13 protein-coding genes and 2 pseudogenes are annotated in these 14,691 nt (G+C 64.4%); 1 reads left to right on the top strand and 14 read right to left on the bottom strand.

What is annotated here, in order from left to right; translation table 11 throughout:
- Positions 1–258 precede the first annotated feature (258 nt).
- The 12 genes and pseudogenes from MOV74_RS15300 to MOV74_RS15245 form a co-directional block, all read right to left on the bottom strand.
- Positions 259–786: pseudogene (locus MOV74_RS15300) on the bottom strand (HAMP domain-containing protein); the annotation flags it as partial.
- A gap of 124 nt (positions 787–910) precedes the next feature.
- Positions 911–2,083, bottom strand: a complete 1,173-nt coding sequence (locus MOV74_RS15295; protein ID WP_246923559.1) for an acetyl-CoA C-acyltransferase — start codon at positions 2,081–2,083, stop codon at positions 911–913.
- A gap of 205 nt (positions 2,084–2,288) precedes the next feature.
- Positions 2,289–3,878 (bottom strand): phosphoglycerate dehydrogenase, encoded by a 1,590-nt coding sequence (gene serA / locus MOV74_RS15290; RefSeq protein ID WP_246923556.1) that lies wholly within the window; start codon positions 3,876–3,878, stop codon positions 2,289–2,291.
- A gap of 169 nt (positions 3,879–4,047) precedes the next feature.
- Positions 4,048–5,220, bottom strand: coding sequence for a phosphoserine transaminase (locus MOV74_RS15285; RefSeq protein WP_246923554.1), 1,173 nt, complete (start codon positions 5,218–5,220; stop codon positions 4,048–4,050).
- An 81-nt stretch (positions 5,221–5,301) separates the two neighbouring features.
- A complete protein-coding gene (locus MOV74_RS15280; protein ID WP_246923550.1) occupies positions 5,302–5,508 on the bottom strand; it encodes a hypothetical protein in 207 nt (68 codons plus the stop codon).
- Between the two features lie 159 nt (positions 5,509–5,667).
- The gene (locus tag MOV74_RS15275; protein WP_246923547.1) at positions 5,668–6,132 is read right to left on the bottom strand and encodes a GNAT family N-acetyltransferase; all 465 of its coding nucleotides are present in this window, start codon (positions 6,130–6,132) and stop codon (positions 5,668–5,670) included.
- 15 nt (positions 6,133–6,147) lie between these two features.
- Positions 6,148–6,738 (bottom strand): glutathione S-transferase family protein, encoded by a 591-nt coding sequence (locus MOV74_RS15270; protein WP_246923545.1) that lies wholly within the window; start codon positions 6,736–6,738, stop codon positions 6,148–6,150.
- A 76-nt stretch (positions 6,739–6,814) separates the two neighbouring features.
- Positions 6,815–7,702, bottom strand: coding sequence for an outer membrane protein (locus MOV74_RS15265; RefSeq protein WP_246923540.1), 888 nt, complete (start codon positions 7,700–7,702; stop codon positions 6,815–6,817).
- Between the two features lie 168 nt (positions 7,703–7,870).
- Positions 7,871–8,701 carry an outer membrane protein gene (locus MOV74_RS15260; protein ID WP_246923536.1) on the bottom strand — a complete coding sequence of 277 codons (831 nt, stop codon included), beginning with the start codon at positions 8,699–8,701 and terminating at the stop codon, positions 7,871–7,873.
- Positions 8,702–8,927: 226 nt separating this feature from the next.
- A pseudogene (locus tag MOV74_RS15255) lies at positions 8,928–10,171 on the bottom strand (MFS transporter).
- 260 nt (positions 10,172–10,431) lie between these two features.
- The gene (gene glmM / locus MOV74_RS15250) at positions 10,432–11,775 is read right to left on the bottom strand and encodes a phosphoglucosamine mutase (protein ID WP_246923532.1); all 1,344 of its coding nucleotides are present in this window, start codon (positions 11,773–11,775) and stop codon (positions 10,432–10,434) included.
- A gap of 218 nt (positions 11,776–11,993) precedes the next feature.
- Positions 11,994–12,161: a hypothetical protein gene (locus tag MOV74_RS15245; protein WP_246923528.1), complete on the bottom strand. Its 168-nt coding sequence runs from the start codon at positions 12,159–12,161 to the stop codon at positions 11,994–11,996.
- Positions 12,162–12,276: 115 nt separating this feature from the next.
- Here MOV74_RS15245 and MOV74_RS15240 point away from each other — a divergent pair, with 115 nt between their 5' ends.
- Complete coding sequence (locus MOV74_RS15240) at positions 12,277–13,413, top strand: alpha-hydroxy acid oxidase (RefSeq protein WP_246923524.1); 1,137 nt, start codon at positions 12,277–12,279, stop codon at positions 13,411–13,413.
- A 150-nt stretch (positions 13,414–13,563) separates the two neighbouring features.
- Here MOV74_RS15240 and MOV74_RS15235 read toward each other — a convergent pair whose 3' ends face one another.
- Both MOV74_RS15235 and MOV74_RS15230 read right to left on the bottom strand, forming a co-directional pair.
- A complete protein-coding gene (locus tag MOV74_RS15235) occupies positions 13,564–14,142 on the bottom strand; it encodes a hypothetical protein (RefSeq protein ID WP_246923562.1) in 579 nt (192 codons plus the stop codon).
- A gap of 104 nt (positions 14,143–14,246) precedes the next feature.
- On the bottom strand, positions 14,247–14,691 hold a 445-nt coding region (locus MOV74_RS15230; RefSeq protein ID WP_404979144.1), incomplete at its 5' end, for a shikimate dehydrogenase family protein.

Below are 14,691 nucleotides of genomic sequence, written 5' to 3'. Positions count from 1 at the left end.
CACCCCGCCGCCGGGCGATGCCGCGGACAGCGCGGCGCTCAGCCTGTCGCTGACCAAAGCCCTGGTCGAAGCCAACCGCGCCCGCTTCAACATCAAGAGCGCCGGCCAAGGTACGCTGATCGAAGTGGTGTTCGCGCCCGCGCTGGCGGGGGCGTAGCCTCCACCGTCATTGCGAGCGCAGCGAAGCAATTCAGGCTGCCGCCGCGATGCAGGTGCGCTCCCTCTCCCGCCTGCGGGAGAGGGTCGGGGAGAGGGTGCCTCCGCGGCGGAAGCAACCGACTGCACGTTGGTCGCGGCCTCTTCCGAGGCAGCCTCCACCAACGTGGCAAGCTCGGTCGACCGGCTGGCCGTGGTGGTCAGGGACGTGGCCGAGGCCTCGAGCTCGTTGGCCGCCGACGACACCGTCTCGACGATCTCGCCGATCGCGCCCTCGAAATCGTCGGCCATCCTGATCATGTCGGCGCGGCGGCGCTCGGCGGCGAGCTTGTCCTGCCTGATCTTCTCCTCGGCTTCTTCCTGCGCCTTCCGCTCGGCATTGATCTTGAACGTCTCGACCGCTTGCGCGATCTCGACGATTTCGTCGGGACGGCCGAGCCCGGGAAGGACGACGGCGAAATTGCCGTTGGCGAGCTCGATCATCGCCGCCCGCATCGCGGACAGCGGCCTGGAGACCGACCGCCCGATGAATACGCCGAGGCCGAGCACGGCGGATGCAATCAACGCGATGGCGACGCCGATCCACCATTGAATGCCGTCGCGCTCGACCTCGTTCATCCGGTCGGCATCGCAGTCCCAACGACAGGTTTATGCCGGCACATTATGCGCGGTGAGATGCACAGGCGCGGTCAAAAAAAACACGGCGCTCGTGGCGCCGTGCTGTCGTGTCTTCAGGTGACGATGAAGGTCCGGCTCAGCTATAGATCTCGAACAGGCCGGCGCCGCCCTGGCCGCCGCCGATGCACATCGTCACCACGCCCCACTTGGCCTTGCGGCGCGCGCCTTCCTGCAGCAGATGCCCGGTGAGACGGGCGCCGGTCATGCCGAAGGGATGGCCGATCGCGATCGAGCCGCCGTTGACGTTGTACTTGGCGGGATCGATGCCGAGCTGGTCGCGGCAGTACAGGCACTGGCTGGCGAAGGCTTCGTTGAGCTCCCACAGATCGATGTCGTCGACCTTGAGGCCGGTGCGCTTGAGCAGCTTCGGAATCGCGAACACCGGGCCGATCCCCATCTCGTCCGGCTCGCAACCGGCGGTGGCCCAGGCGACGAAGCGGCCGAGCGGCTTGAGGCCGCGCTTCTCGGCGTCCTTGGCTTCCATCAGCACGACCGCCGCGGCACCGTCCGAGAGCTGGCTGGCATTGCCGGCGGTGACGAACTTGCCGGGGCCCTTCACCGGCTCGAGCTTGGCGAGGCCCTCTATCGTGGTCTCGGGGCGATTGCATTCGTCGCGGTCGACGACGTAGTCGACGATCGACTCCGCCTTGGTCTGCTTGTCGACGACCTTCATCTTGGTCTTCATCGGGACGATCTCGTCCTTGTACTTGCCCGCCTGCTGCGATGCCGCCATGCGGCGCTGCGATTCCAGCGAGAACTCGTCCTGGTATTCGCGGCTGAGCTTGTAGCGTTCGGCGACGATGTCGGCGGTGTCGATCATCGCCATGAAGATATCGGGCGCGACCTTGAGCAATTCAGGATCGATCGATTCCTTCGGCGTGCCGCCGCCCGGCATCGAGATGCTCTCGACGCCGCCGGCGACGATGCAGTCGGCGCCGTCCGAGCGGATCGAGTTGGCGGCCATCGCGATGGTCTGCAGCCCCGAGGAGCAGAACCGGTTCACCGAGACGCCGGCCGTGGTCTTCGGCAGACCGGCGAGCAGCGCGGCCTGACGGCCGATGTTCGGCGCACCATGGGCGCAATTGCCGAGATAGCAATCCTCGACATAATCCTTCTCCACGCCGGCACGGTCGACCGCGTGATGAATGGCATGGGCCGCGAGCGACATCGGCGGCGTGATGTTGAACCCGCCGCGGCCTGACTTTGCGAGGCCCGTACGTGCATAGGAAACGATGACGGCTTCACGCATGTGTTTCTCCCTTGTCGAACGATTTTGAACGGAGCGTCCTGCCCCCATTGGTACACAAAGTTGGAAGGCTGCGGGAGAAATAAAAACGCCGCCTCCAGGTGATGGAGGCGGCGTTGTTCCGCGGGTCGGAATATCAATGTGAACGTCACTCTATCCACGCGTCATGCTCGGGCTGGCCCCGGCCATGACGACGGTGAGAGTTTGATCAGAACGTCAGCGCCTTGGCCTGCTTGACCTGCGGCAGCGCCTGCACCTTGGCGAGCAGATCCGCCGGCACCGCGCCGTCGACCTCGACCAGCGCGATGGCATCGCTGCCGGGTGCGACGCGGCCGAGATGGAAGGTGGCGATGTTGAGCTTGGCGTCGCCGAGCAGGCTCGCGAACCTGCCGATGAAGCCCGGCTTGTCCTCGTTGGTAACGTAGATCATCGACTTGCCGAATTCAGCGTCGACGCGGATGCCCTTGACGTCGACCAACCGCGGCTTGCCGTCATGGTACACGGTGCCGGAGACCGAGCGCTCCTGGCGCTCCGTCGCCACCGTCACGGTGATCAAACTTTCGTAGTCGCTCTGCGCGGCGCGGACGATCTCGTCGACCACCATGCCGCGCTCCTTGGCGACGACGGGCGCCGACACCACGTTGACCTCGCCCAGCATCGGGCGCAGCAGTCCCGACAGCACGGCGGAGGTGATCGCCTTGATCTTCATCTCGGCGACGTGGCCCTCATAGGTGATCTCGACCTTGAGGATGCCGCTCTCGGTGAGCTGGCCGGCAAACGAGCCGAGCTTCTCGGCGAGCGAGATGAACGGCTTCAGCTTCGGCGCCTCTTCCGCGGTGATCGAGGGGAAATTGACCGCGTTCGAGATCGCGCCGGTGAGCAGGTAATCCGACATCTGCTCGGCGACCTGGAGCGCGACGTTCTCCTGCGCTTCCGTGGTGGAGGCGCCGAGATGCGGCGTGCAGATCACGTTGGGATGACCGAACAGCACGTTCTTGGTCGCGGGCTCCTCGACGAAGACGTCGAAGGCGGCGCCGGCAATGTGCTTGGAATTGAGCGCATCGACAACCGCCTGCTCGTCGACGAGACCGCCGCGGGCGCAGTTGATCAGGCGCACGCCCTTCTTCATCTTGGCGATTGCGGCCGCGTCGATGATGTTCTTCGTCTTCTCGGTCAGCGGCGTGTGCAGCGTGATGAAGTCGGCGCGCTTGAGCAAATCGTCGAGCTCGACCTTCTCGACGCCGATGTCCCTGGCGCGCTCGGGCGACAGGAACGGATCGAACGCGATCACCTTCATGCGCAGGCCGAGCGCGCGGTCGGCGACGATCGAGCCGATATTACCGCAGCCGACGACGCCCAGCACCTTGCCGGTGATCTCGACGCCCATGAAGCGGTTCTTCTCCCACTTGCCGGCCTGGGTCGAGGCGTCGGCCTGCGGGATCTCGCGGGCGAGCGCCAGCATCAGGGTGACGGCGTGCTCGGCGGTCGTGATCGAATTGCCGAACGGCGTGTTCATCACGATGATGCCCTTGGCCGTGGCGGCGGGGATCTCGACATTGTCGACGCCGATGCCGGCGCGGCCGATCACCTTGAGGTTGGTCGCCTTGTCGAGGATCTTTGCGGTCGCCTTGGTCGCGGAGCGGATCGCGAGGCCGTCGTAATTGCCGATGATCTCGGCGAGCTTGTCCTTGTCCTTGCCGAGATTGGGCTGGAAGTCGACCTCGACGCCGCGGTCTTTGAAGATCTGCACGGCGGCGGGCGAGAGCGCGTCGGAAATGAGAACTTTGGGTTTGGTCATGGGGATGTGTCCTTCACACCCTCCCCTGGAGGGGGAGGGTCGGCGCGCAGCGCCGGGGTGGGGTGAAGCCTCAATAAAGAAGATCGCCGGTGCGCCGTGTGGAGAGATCACCCCACCCCGCCGCACCTGACGGTGCGTCGACCCTCCCCCTCCAGGGGAGGGTAAGAACTCACGCCGCCTTGGCGAGCGCGGCCTTGGTCTCGGCGAAGGCCCAGTCGATCCACTGCGTCAGCAGCTCGACGTCCTTGGCCTCGACGGTGGCGCCGCACCAGATGCGCAGGCCGGCCGGCGCGTCACGGTAATAGGCGAAGTCGTAGCCGGCGCCTTCCTTCTCGACCAGCGCCACCAGCTTCTTCGAGAAGTCGGCTTGCGCGTCTTCGGACAGCGAGGTGATGGCGGGATCGGTGAACTTCAGACACACCGAGGTGTTGGAGCGGATCGCGACATCCTTGGCCAGGAAGTCGATCCACGGCGTCTCCGCCTTCCAGTCGGCGAGCACCTTGGTGTTGGCGTCGGCACGCGCGATCAGCGCCTTCAAGCCGCCGATCGACTTGGCCCAGTTCAGCGCATCGAGATAGTCCTCGACGCAGAGCATCGATGGCGTGTTGATGGTCTCGCCGACGAAGATGCCTTCGTTGATCTTGCCGCCCTTGGTCATGCGGAAGATTTTCGGCAACGGCCAGGCCGGCTTGTAGGTTTCGAGCCGCTCCACGGCGCGGGGCGACAGGATCAGCATGCCGTGCGCAGCCTCGCCGCCGAGCGCTTTCTGCCAGGAGAAGGTGACCACGTCGAGCTTCGCCCAGTCGAGCGGCTGCGCGAACGCGGCCGACGTCGCGTCGCAGATGGTCAGGCCGGTGCGATCCGCCTTGATCCAGTCGGCGTTCGGCACGCGCACGCCCGAGGTGGTGCCGTTCCAGGTGAAGACGACGTCGCTCGCGGGATCCACCTTCGACAGGTCGGGGATTTCACCATAGGCTGCATTCAGCTTGGTGACGTCCTTGAGCTTCAATTCCTTGACGATGTCGCTGACCCAGCCCTCGCCGAAGGATTCCCAGGCGAGCGTGGTGACGGGGCGCGCACCGAGCAGCGACCAGAGCGCCATCTCGACCGCGCCGGTATCGGAAGCCGGCACGATGCCGATGCGATAATCGGCGGGCACCTCGAGCACTTCGCGCGTCAGGTCGATCGCGAGCTTGAGCTTGGTCTTGCCGACCTTCGCGCGATGCGAGCGGCCGAGTGCTGCGTCCTTGAGATTTTGGGCGTTCCAGCCGGGGCGCTTGGCGCAGGGGCCGGAGGAGAAATGCGGCACGTTCGGCCGCGAAGCGGGCTTCGCTACAGTCATAATATCTACCCTTCCAGATAGTCAGCCTCCCGTTGGGGGGAGGTGTCCCGCCGCGGCTGATACGGGAATCGGGCAGAGCAGTCAAGGAAGTTCCGGCGCCTCACGGCGGCTTGATGGTGCTTCCGCTGCGATACCAGGGGATTCAACGACCGCGAGAGCATTCAGCAAGCCCGTGGCTTCGCTGATCAATTGCGCGGCCCGGCGGCGGCTGCCGACTTTCAAAATGCATTTGTCATCGGCCTGCACGACGTAATCGTTGCCGACCTTGATCATCGAATAGCTTGTCATCGAAATCCCCGAACCGAGGCGAGCCCGGTGTCAGACGCCGCCGTAGCACCGATCGTTCCTTCATCAACGTGAACGACCGACGGGTAGTTTACCGGCTCTTAACATGAACGAATGCGCGATCTGAATTTGCTGATCGCGCAAGGCCCGCACGCAGCTGGCTCAAAAGCGGACAGTCATACCGACGTGACTCGCTGTGAATCCGAGCCGCTTGTAGAAACGCTGCGCATCGACTCGCGTCTGATGCGTCAGCAGTTCGACCAGATTGCAGCCGCGCGCCTTTGCTTCCGCGATTGCCCATTGCACCAAACGCTCGCCGATGCCGCGGCTGCGGCAATCAGTGGCAACGCGAACGTCTTCGAGCAGGCCGCGAACGCCGCCTTGCGAGCTGATGCCCGGCAGAACCGCAAGCTGCAGGCAGCCGACCACCCTGCCCTCGCTCTCGGCCACCACGAGCGTCAGATTCGGATCGCGCTCGACCCGCGCGAATGCGTCGTAATAGGCGGCAGGCAACGGATCCTCGACGCGTTCGCGCGCGCGGCCGAGATGATCGTCGGCGAGCATCGCCACGATCGCGGGAACGTCGTCGCGGCGCGCGCGGCGAATGGAGACGGATTCGGCGCTCATGGCGAAAACTCCAACTCAGCGCGACGGCGGAAGGCAGAGAAACGCTTCGACTTCGCCGATCCAGCGGCGGAGGGAAGCATAACGGCCGAGGTCGAAGCCGCCCTCATGCGCCACGCGGGTATAGGCGAGCAGCGAGACATCGGCGAGCGAAACTTCCTCGGCCGCGAAGAAACGGCTGGCCGCCAGCTGCTGCTCCATGCGGTCGAGCGCCGCATAGCCGCGCTTGACCTTTTCAGGATCCAACTCGGAGGCGTCCTTGCCGAGATAGACGAGCAGGAAGCGGCACACCGCGATATAGGGCTCGTGGCTGTACTGCTCCCAGAACAGCCATTCATCCATCTTGGCCGCAGCAAAGGCATCGCGCGGAACGAGCGCGCTGTCGCGGGCGAGGTAGCGGATGATGGCATTGGATTGCGCCAGCGTGCGGCCGTCGTCGAAGGCGATTGTCGGCACCTGGCCGGCACCGTTCATCGCAAGGAATTGCGGCGTGCGCGTCTCGCCCTTGCGCGTGTCGATCTCGATCCAGCGGTAGGGCAATGCGAGCTTGTCGCAGACCCACTTCACCTTGAGGCAATTGCCGGAATTGCTGTCGCCGTAGATCTTCATCGCTGTCGCGCCCCGCTTGGAGCGACAGAGCATCAGGACGCAGAGGAGCTGTCAACAGCGGTGCGGCGAAGCGGCGTCAGAACTTGTAGCCGACCCCGAGGCGCGCATTGTTCAGCGTCACCGCGGTGTTCATCACGGGCGAGAATCTCACATACTCATATTCCACGCGCGCGAACAGACCGTCCCAGATGCAGTACTCGAAGCCGAGACCGGCGGTCCAGCCCACGGCGAAGGTGTTGGTCCTGTGCTGCCCTTGCGTTCCCGATTGCGCCGGAACGGGGGTCCACGCTCCAAGCGTCGTCGTCGTGTTTCCGAAGAGGTCCGTTGTCGTCACGTCTTGGCGGAGCGACACAACGCTCGTCACGGTACGAGAAACGTCCATTCGTCCGACGGCGGCGCCCATGAAGGCGTATGGCATGAAGTTGCCTCCATCCCAGCCCACGCGGCCGCGGAGAGTGATCATGTCCTTGACTTGTGCCGCGGCGGTACCGGTCAGCGACACGGCATAGTTGTTGGTGATGCCAGCGGCCCGCACCTCGCCGGGCGGGTTGACGATCACGAGCGAATTGGCCCCCGAGGTCGACGTCGCCATATTATTGAAGTGGCTGTAGGTGCCCTCGAGGCTGAGAATCGCATCGTACCATTGCCAATTGCGGCCGACGAAGCCGCCGAAATTGGTGCTCTGGGTGTTGGTCTTGTTCATCAGCGACCACGTCGCGGTCGGCGCCTGAAGCACGCTGTCGCGGAAGATATAGTTGGTCAGGCCGACGACGCTCTGGCTGAAATCGGTTGCGTCGGCCGTGTAGCCGGCGTGACCGCCGACATAGAAGCCATCCCAATTATGGCTCGTCTTCGACAGACCGTCGGTGAAGCCGCCGCGCAGGATCGGCAGGTCCGGCATGTCGGCCGCGTGCGCGGCAGACACCGTCCCCAACATCGCTGCCGCCAACATCAGCCTACGCATCGCAACGCTCCATCGGACTCGAACTGTTGCGATGATCATCGCCTGTTAACCTTAACCAATGGTTGCGCCGGGCGCTTTCGTCGCGACCAGGCCATGAAAAATCCGCAAAGCAAAACGGCGCGGGATGATCCCGCGCCGTTAAGAAATCCTAACCGATCAGTCTGCCGATCAGCCCTTGGTGACCAGCGGCGGCGGCATGTAGGCCGGCGGGCTGCTGAGATCCCAGCGCACGCCGAGCTTGATGTCGTGCGAGGTGATGTCCTTGACCTTGATCGACGTGGGGCCCGAGGCGCTGTTGTCGAACAAACGGAAGTTGCCGGGCGCACCGTCGCCGAGGTTCATGTAGCTGTAGGCGAGTTCGACGGTGAACCCGGGATTGACCTTGTAGGCGAGACCGGCGTGAGCGGCCCAGGCAAGGTTCCACTTTCCGTTGTCGGCGAAGTAGGCGACGCTGTTGTTGAGCAGCGGGTTGTATGACACGCCGTCGTCGCGGAAGCCGCTGATCTTGTTGTACGAGCCGCCGACACCGGCGCCGATGAACGGGGTGATGCACCACCAGGTCCCGAGATCGACATAGGCGTTGGCCATGACGACCCACTCGGACTTGCTGCCGCTGTAATTGTTGACGCCGACGAAGCCGGGGCCGACGACGTTGTCGCTGCCGTGCAGATTGGACTTACCACGGTACTGGCCGATCACGTCGGCGCGGAACCAGTTGTTGAAGCGATAGCCGACGCCGAGATCGAACAGCCCGGCCGAGTCGAAGCCGAGGCCTTCCGTCGTCTTCGAATAACCAGCCGGCAGGGCGCTCTCGATGCGCTTGGCGCTCTGGTTGGTCATGCCGATGTCACCACGGAGATACCAGCCGCCGAAATCGGCGGGCGGAGCGGGCGGCGCGTACATGGGAGGGGGCGCCGCGATCGGCATATCGGCGGCGAACGCCATCGACGAGATCAGGGTTGCCGCACCCGCGGCAAGGAGAGACTTAACGCTACGCATTGGCTTCGTCCTTTTGGCCGGTGAGGCAAATACGCAGGCCTCACGTTCTGGAAACTCACGGAGCGGACGATGCCAGCAAATGTTTAAGCGCCACTTAACCCTAATTTTTAAGGTTGATTTTTCTCTACCTGCACGCGGATGCGGCTGGAGCGTTGCAAAAATGCGGCGGTCGCGCGCCGCAATCGCTAACGATTGATGAAGCCGCAATGCAGCGAAGCAAGATTTGTTAACGCGTGTGCTGGGGCAACCTGGGCAGGAACACCGCAAGCAAGCCGATCGCCGGCAGATAGGCGCAGACCTGGTAGACGAACTCGATCGAGGTGTGATCGGCGAGCTTGCCGAGCACGGCGGCCCCCAGGCCCCCGATGCCGAAGGCGACGCCGAAGAACACGCCGGAGATCATTCCAAATCTGTGCGGCACCAGCTCCTGCGCGAACACGATGATCGACGACGTCGTCGAGGAGATGATCAGGCCGATGATGACCGACAACACAGCGCTCGCAACGAGCCCGGCATAAGGCAGCGCCAACGTGAACGGCAGCGCGCCCAGGATCGAAATCCAGATCACGATCTTGCGGCCGAAGCGATCGCCCAAGGGACCGCCCAGAAACGCGCCGACCGCGTTCGCCGCGAGGAAGATGAAGAGATACATCTGCGCTGCCTGCGTGGAGACGCCGAAGCGGTCGATCAGGTAGAAGATGTAGTAGCTCGACAGGCTCGAGACGTAGAGCTGCTTTGAGAACAGCAGCGCGACAAGCACGAGCAGCGCAACGGCGACGCGTCGCGAGCTCGGCGCGTCGGGATGGGACTGAAGCGCCGCCGTCTTCTTCGCCTTGATCTGCGGCGCATACCAGCGACCGATCCGCCAGAGGATGAGGATCGCCAGGAACGCAATCGAGGAGAACCAGGCGATGCTGCCCTGCCCGAACGGCACCACGATCAGCGCCGCCAGCACCGGGCCCATCGAGGTGCCGAAACTACCGCCGAGCTGAAACACCGATTGCGCAAAGCCGTAGCGGCCGCCGGAGGCGAGCCGCGCGATCCGCGCGGACTCCGGGTGAAACACCGCCGAGCCGAGGCCGACCAGCGCGGCGGCGACGAGGATGACGAGATATTGGTGCGCGGCGCTGAGCAGCAGGAGACCGAAGAAGGTCGAGGCCATGCCGATCGCCAATAGGGCTGGGCCTTCTTGTCGGTGTAGTGCCCGACCACCGGCTGCAGCAGCGAGGCCGTGAACTGGAAGGCCAGCGTGATCATGCCGATCTGCGCGAAGTCGAGCGCGTAGGTGTCCTTCAGGATCGGATACACCGAGGCGATCAGCGACTGCATGGTGTCGTTGAGGAAGTGCGAGACGCTGATGCCGGCGAGCACGACATAAGCCGGCCCGGCCGCTTTGGCAGCGGGTGCCGCGTCGGCGACGACGACGGGCTCGGCCAGCATTTCCTCTGAGACGACGACAGGCTTGTTCAAAGCAGCGATCCCGGCGCGGCAGATTGCCGCGATCTGATGGTTACGATGCACGCGGCGTTCGAACCACCGCCAATCGCTTATGGCTGGAATGCGCGGGTTTGAGCCTCTCCGCGAGCCCGGAATCGTAGGGTGGGCAAAGCGAAGCGTGCCCACCAAAACTTTGCGGTCATGGAGATGGTGGGCACGGCGCAAGTGCGCCTTTGCCCACCCTAGGATACTAGCCCGTCTTGCTACGAAGCTCGTAGCCCGGATGGAGCGCCCTATGCCGCGGCGTGGCCCAGCGCGGAGACGATGGTGTCGACGACGTCCTCGACCAGGAGGCGGTCCTCGCCCTCGCCCATGACGCGGATCACCGGCTCGGTGCCGGAGGAGCGGATCAAGAGGCGGCCATGGCCGTTGAGACGCTTCTCGCCGTCAGAGATCGCCGACTTGACGTCGGAATCGTCGAGCGGCTTGCCGCCCTTGTGGCGGACGTTCTTGAGGATCTGCGGCAGCGGATCGAAGCGATGGCAAACCTCAGAGACGGGCCGGCGCAACTTCTGCACGACGGCCAGCACCTGCAATGCCGCAACGAAGCCATCGCCGGTGGTGGCGTAGTCGGACAGGATGATGTGGCCGGACTGCTCGCCGCCGAGATTATAGCCGCCGTTCAGCATCTGCTCGAGCACGTAGCGGTCGCCGACCGGCGTGCGCACGAGATCGAGCCCCTGCCCGTTCAGGAAACGCTCGAGGCCGAGATTGGACATCACGGTGGCGACGATGCCCGGCCGCGACAGCCGTCCGTCTTCCTTCCAGCTCTGCGCAATCACGGCGAGCAGCTGGTCGCCGTCGACGATATGGCCGCGCTCGTCGACAAGGATGACGCGATCGGCGTCGCCGTCCAGCGCGATGCCGATGTCGGCGCGCATCTCGCGCACCTTCTTCGACAGGGCTTCCGGCGAGGTCGAGCCGCATTCCTTGTTGATGTTGAAGCCGTCGGGCTCGACGCCGATCGGCACGACGTCGGCACCCAGCTCCCACAGCGCCTCCGGCACCACCTTGTAGGCGGCGCCATTGGCGCAATCGACCACGACGCGCAGGCCGTCCAGCGACAGATCGCGCGGCAGCGTGCGCTTGGCGAATTCGATGTAGCGGTCATGCACGCCGTCGATGCGACGAGCGCGGCCCAGGCTCGCGCTTTGTGCGAGCCTCTTGTCGAGGGATTCGTCGAGCAGTTGCTCGATCTGCCGCTCGACGTCGTCGGACAGCTTGAAGCCCTGCGGGCCGAACAGCTTGATGCCGTTGTCCTCGAACAGATTGTGCGAGGCCGAGATCATCACGCCGAGATCGGCGCGCATCGACTTGGTCAGCATCGCGACCGCCGGCGTCGGCATCGGCCCGACCAGCAGCACGTCCATGCCGACGGAGGTGAAGCCCGCGACCATCGCGTATTCGATCATGTAGCCGGACAAGCGGGTGTCCTTGCCGATCACCACCCGGTGGCGATGATCACCGCGCTGGAATGCGAGGCCAGCGGCCTGGCCGACCTTGAGCGCGAGCTCCGGCGTGATCAGTCCGTTGGCGCGGCCCCGAATCCCGTCCGTCCCGAAATATTTGCGACTCATATCGTCCCCCGAGCAACAACCAGGGATCCCCAATACAACCACGGGCTGCCCGAACGGGTCCCGCATCCCTGATTTGCTGGGGCTCTTATAATGCCTGTGCGGCTAACTTGGCTTCAAAAAATATGATGAATCATTACGGAACCGCGCCGCATTGACCTGATAACGTATTGTTAACATTGTGCTTCCCGCGCGAGCCGGAAAAGACGAGGGAACCCGCCTCAGTCCGAGCGCTTCACATGGCCATCCCCGCGGCTCGGCGCCGGTTGGGTGACGTTGACGGGATCGGAGCCCGGAAAGGTCTCCTCCAGCCCCTCTTCCAGCGCGGCCTCGAGATCGCGCTTCTCCTTGATCTCTTCCGGGGAAGGTCCAGCGTGCGGCCTCGTCATGGCGCTCTCCTGCAAAACGTTCTGCAAACGATTTGGCTGTGCATCCAACCATGCTAGATGACCTCGAAATCTTCCGATGCAAGACTTCCGAGTCAGACGGGCCGGGGAAACGAGCATGAAGCATATTACCTGTATCGACGATCTTCGCGCGCTGCATAAGCGCCGCGTGCCGAAGGCGTTCTTCGACTATTGCGACCGCGGCTCCTACGCCGAGGAAACGCTGCGCGCCAACCGCGAGGACATGCAGGCGATCAAGTTCCGCCAGCGCATCCTGGTCGACGTCTCCAAGCGCGACACCTCGACCACGATCCTCGGCGAGCCCTCGACCATGCCGCTGATGCTCGCGCCCGTCGGCCTGCTCGGCATGCAGCATGGCGACGGCGAGATCCACGCCTGCCGCGCCGCACAGGCCGCCGGTATCCCGTTCACGCAATCGACCATGTCGATCTGCTCGATCGAGGACATCGCCGCCAATGTCGAGAAGCCGTTCTGGTTCCAGCTCTACGTCATGAAGGACCGCGGCTTCATCAAGGAATTGATCGAGCGCGCCATCGCGGCCAGGTGCAGCGCGCTCGTGCTGACCGTGGACCTCCAGGTGATCGGCCAGCGCCATGCCGACATCAAGAACGGCATGACGGTGCCCCCCGAGTGGTCGCTATCGAAGTTGCTGGATTTCGCCAGCAAACCGGCCTGGGTCGCCGGCGTGCTGCAAGGCAAGCGCCGCACCTTCGGCAACATCGCCGGTCACGTGAAGAACACCGAGGATCTCAACCGCCTTGCCGAATGGACAGCGTCGCAGTTCGACACCTCGCTGAGCTGGAAGGACGTCGAGTGGGTCCGCAGCATCTGGCCGGGCAAGCTGATCATCAAGGGCATCCTAGACGTCGAGGATGCCGAGGAAGCCGCCAAGACCGGCGCGCAGGCCCTCGTCGTCTCCAACCATGGCGGCCGTCAGCTCGACGGCGCGCCGTCATCGATCGAGGTGCTGCCGGAGATCGCCGACGCGGTCGGTGACAAGATGGAGATCATGTTCGACGGCGGCATCCGCTCCGGCCAGGACGTGATGCGCGCGCTCGCCCTCGGCGCAAAGTCCTGCATGCTCGGCCGCGCCTACGCCTATGGCCTGGGGGCCGGCGGCCAGGCCGGCGTCGCCAAGGCGATCGACATCATCCAGAAAGAGCTGCTCACCACCATGGGCCTGTGCGGCGTCAACCGGATCGACGAGATCGACGATCATATCATTGCGATGTGAGGCGCAGCAGCGGTGCCGTAGGGTGGGCAAAGCGTAAGCGTGCCCACCATTTTGCACAAATGAGAGAGATGGCGTGGGCACGGCGCAAGTGCGCCTTTGCCCACCCTACGAGATCCGGCCCACACGATAGTGTTGAGACGGTATCCCGCCTCACATCGGCGGCGTTATCCCGTCCCGCCCGACATTCACCCTGTTGGCCTCCAGCGAGCCGTCATCCTTCTTCGCCGCGCCGAAGATGATCAGCTTGGCGCCCGGCTTGAGCTCCGATTTGTCGCCGGCGACGAAGGTGACGATCGGGGTGTCCGGCGGCACCACCACGTTCTTCTCGCCGTCCTTGTACTTGACGGTGATGTTCTGGCCGTCGGTGCCCTTCACCGTCTGCGCCACGGTTGCATTGGTCATGGTCGAGTTGGCGCGGGCATCCCAGGGACGGAAACCTTCGGCGGCGCCGCGCTGGTTCTCCGGGAAGATATGCACCGCGATCGCCTTCTGCGTGCCGTCGGGCTCGGGCAGGCCGGTGACGCCGATGTACGAGCCCTCCTTGATCTCCGACAACGACGTCTTGACCACGGCAAAGACGGCGACGTTGTCGGTCATACGCACCTTCACGTCGCTGCCTTCGCGCGTCTTGATGCCGAGCGTGTTGCCGTCGACGCTCTCGATGGTGCCGCGGATGCGCAACGTCGGCGCCTGCTGCGCGATTGCGCAGCCGATTGACAGAGCCACCATCGCGACGGCGATCAGCGGACGTGTGAAAGTTGCACGTTGAACAGACATGACGGTCTCCGGTTATCCCCACGGATGGAGAACTCCGGACCACGCCTGCTATTCTCTCAAGACTTTGTGAGATCGGCCTCGACCAGCGCCCGCAGCTCGGCCGTGACCTCTGGCCGCCGGCCGAACCACAGCTCGAAGCCGCGCACCGCCTGATGCAGCAGCATGCCGAGCCCGTCGGCGGTCTTCAGGTCACGCGCCGCTGCGGCAGCGAGCAGCGGCGTCACCAGCGGGACATAGACGAGGTCGGCTACGACCGCCGCCGGCGGCAGGCGTGCGACATCAACATCGAGTGATGGCTGGCCATGCATGCCGAGCGAGGTCGTGTTCACGAGAAGTTTTGCGCGCGGCAGCACGTCGTCGATGCCGTCCCACGTCACAGGACACACGCTGGGCCCGAACTGTTTTGCCAGCGCCTCGGCCCGCGCGTCGGTACGGTTGGCGAGATGGACGCGCTTGATGCCGCGTTCGAGCAGCCCGAACACGACCGCACGCGAGGAGCCG

The organism is Bradyrhizobium sp. SHOUNA76 (assembly GCF_023006445.1).
GTDB lineage: Bacteria > Pseudomonadota > Alphaproteobacteria > Rhizobiales > Xanthobacteraceae > Bradyrhizobium.
This window is presented reverse-complemented; position numbering and strand designations above follow the sequence as displayed.

Coding starts and splice junctions, on each gene's coding strand:
- MOV74_RS15295 (WP_246923559.1), bottom strand. CDS start 2,083: ATGCGTGAAGCCGTCATCGTTTCCTATGCACGTACGGGCCTCGCAAAG.
- serA (WP_246923556.1), bottom strand. CDS start 3,878: ATGACCAAACCCAAAGTTCTCATTTCCGACGCGCTCTCGCCCGCCGCC.
- MOV74_RS15285 (WP_246923554.1), bottom strand. CDS start 5,220: ATGACTGTAGCGAAGCCCGCTTCGCGGCCGAACGTGCCGCATTTCTCC.
- MOV74_RS15280 (WP_246923550.1), bottom strand. CDS start 5,508: ATGACAAGCTATTCGATGATCAAGGTCGGCAACGATTACGTCGTGCAG.
- MOV74_RS15275 (WP_246923547.1), bottom strand. CDS start 6,132: ATGAGCGCCGAATCCGTCTCCATTCGCCGCGCGCGCCGCGACGACGTT.
- MOV74_RS15270 (WP_246923545.1), bottom strand. CDS start 6,738: ATGAAGATCTACGGCGACAGCAATTCCGGCAATTGCCTCAAGGTGAAG.
- MOV74_RS15265 (WP_246923540.1), bottom strand. CDS start 7,702: ATGCGTAGGCTGATGTTGGCGGCAGCGATGTTGGGGACGGTGTCTGCC.
- MOV74_RS15260 (WP_246923536.1), bottom strand. CDS start 8,701: ATGCGTAGCGTTAAGTCTCTCCTTGCCGCGGGTGCGGCAACCCTGATC.
- glmM (WP_246923532.1), bottom strand. CDS start 11,775: ATGAGTCGCAAATATTTCGGGACGGACGGGATTCGGGGCCGCGCCAAC.
- MOV74_RS15245 (WP_246923528.1), bottom strand. CDS start 12,161: ATGACGAGGCCGCACGCTGGACCTTCCCCGGAAGAGATCAAGGAGAAG.
- MOV74_RS15240 (WP_246923524.1), top strand. CDS start 12,277: ATGAAGCATATTACCTGTATCGACGATCTTCGCGCGCTGCATAAGCGC.
- MOV74_RS15235 (WP_246923562.1), bottom strand. CDS start 14,142: ATGGTGGCTCTGTCAATCGGCTGCGCAATCGCGCAGCAGGCGCCGACG.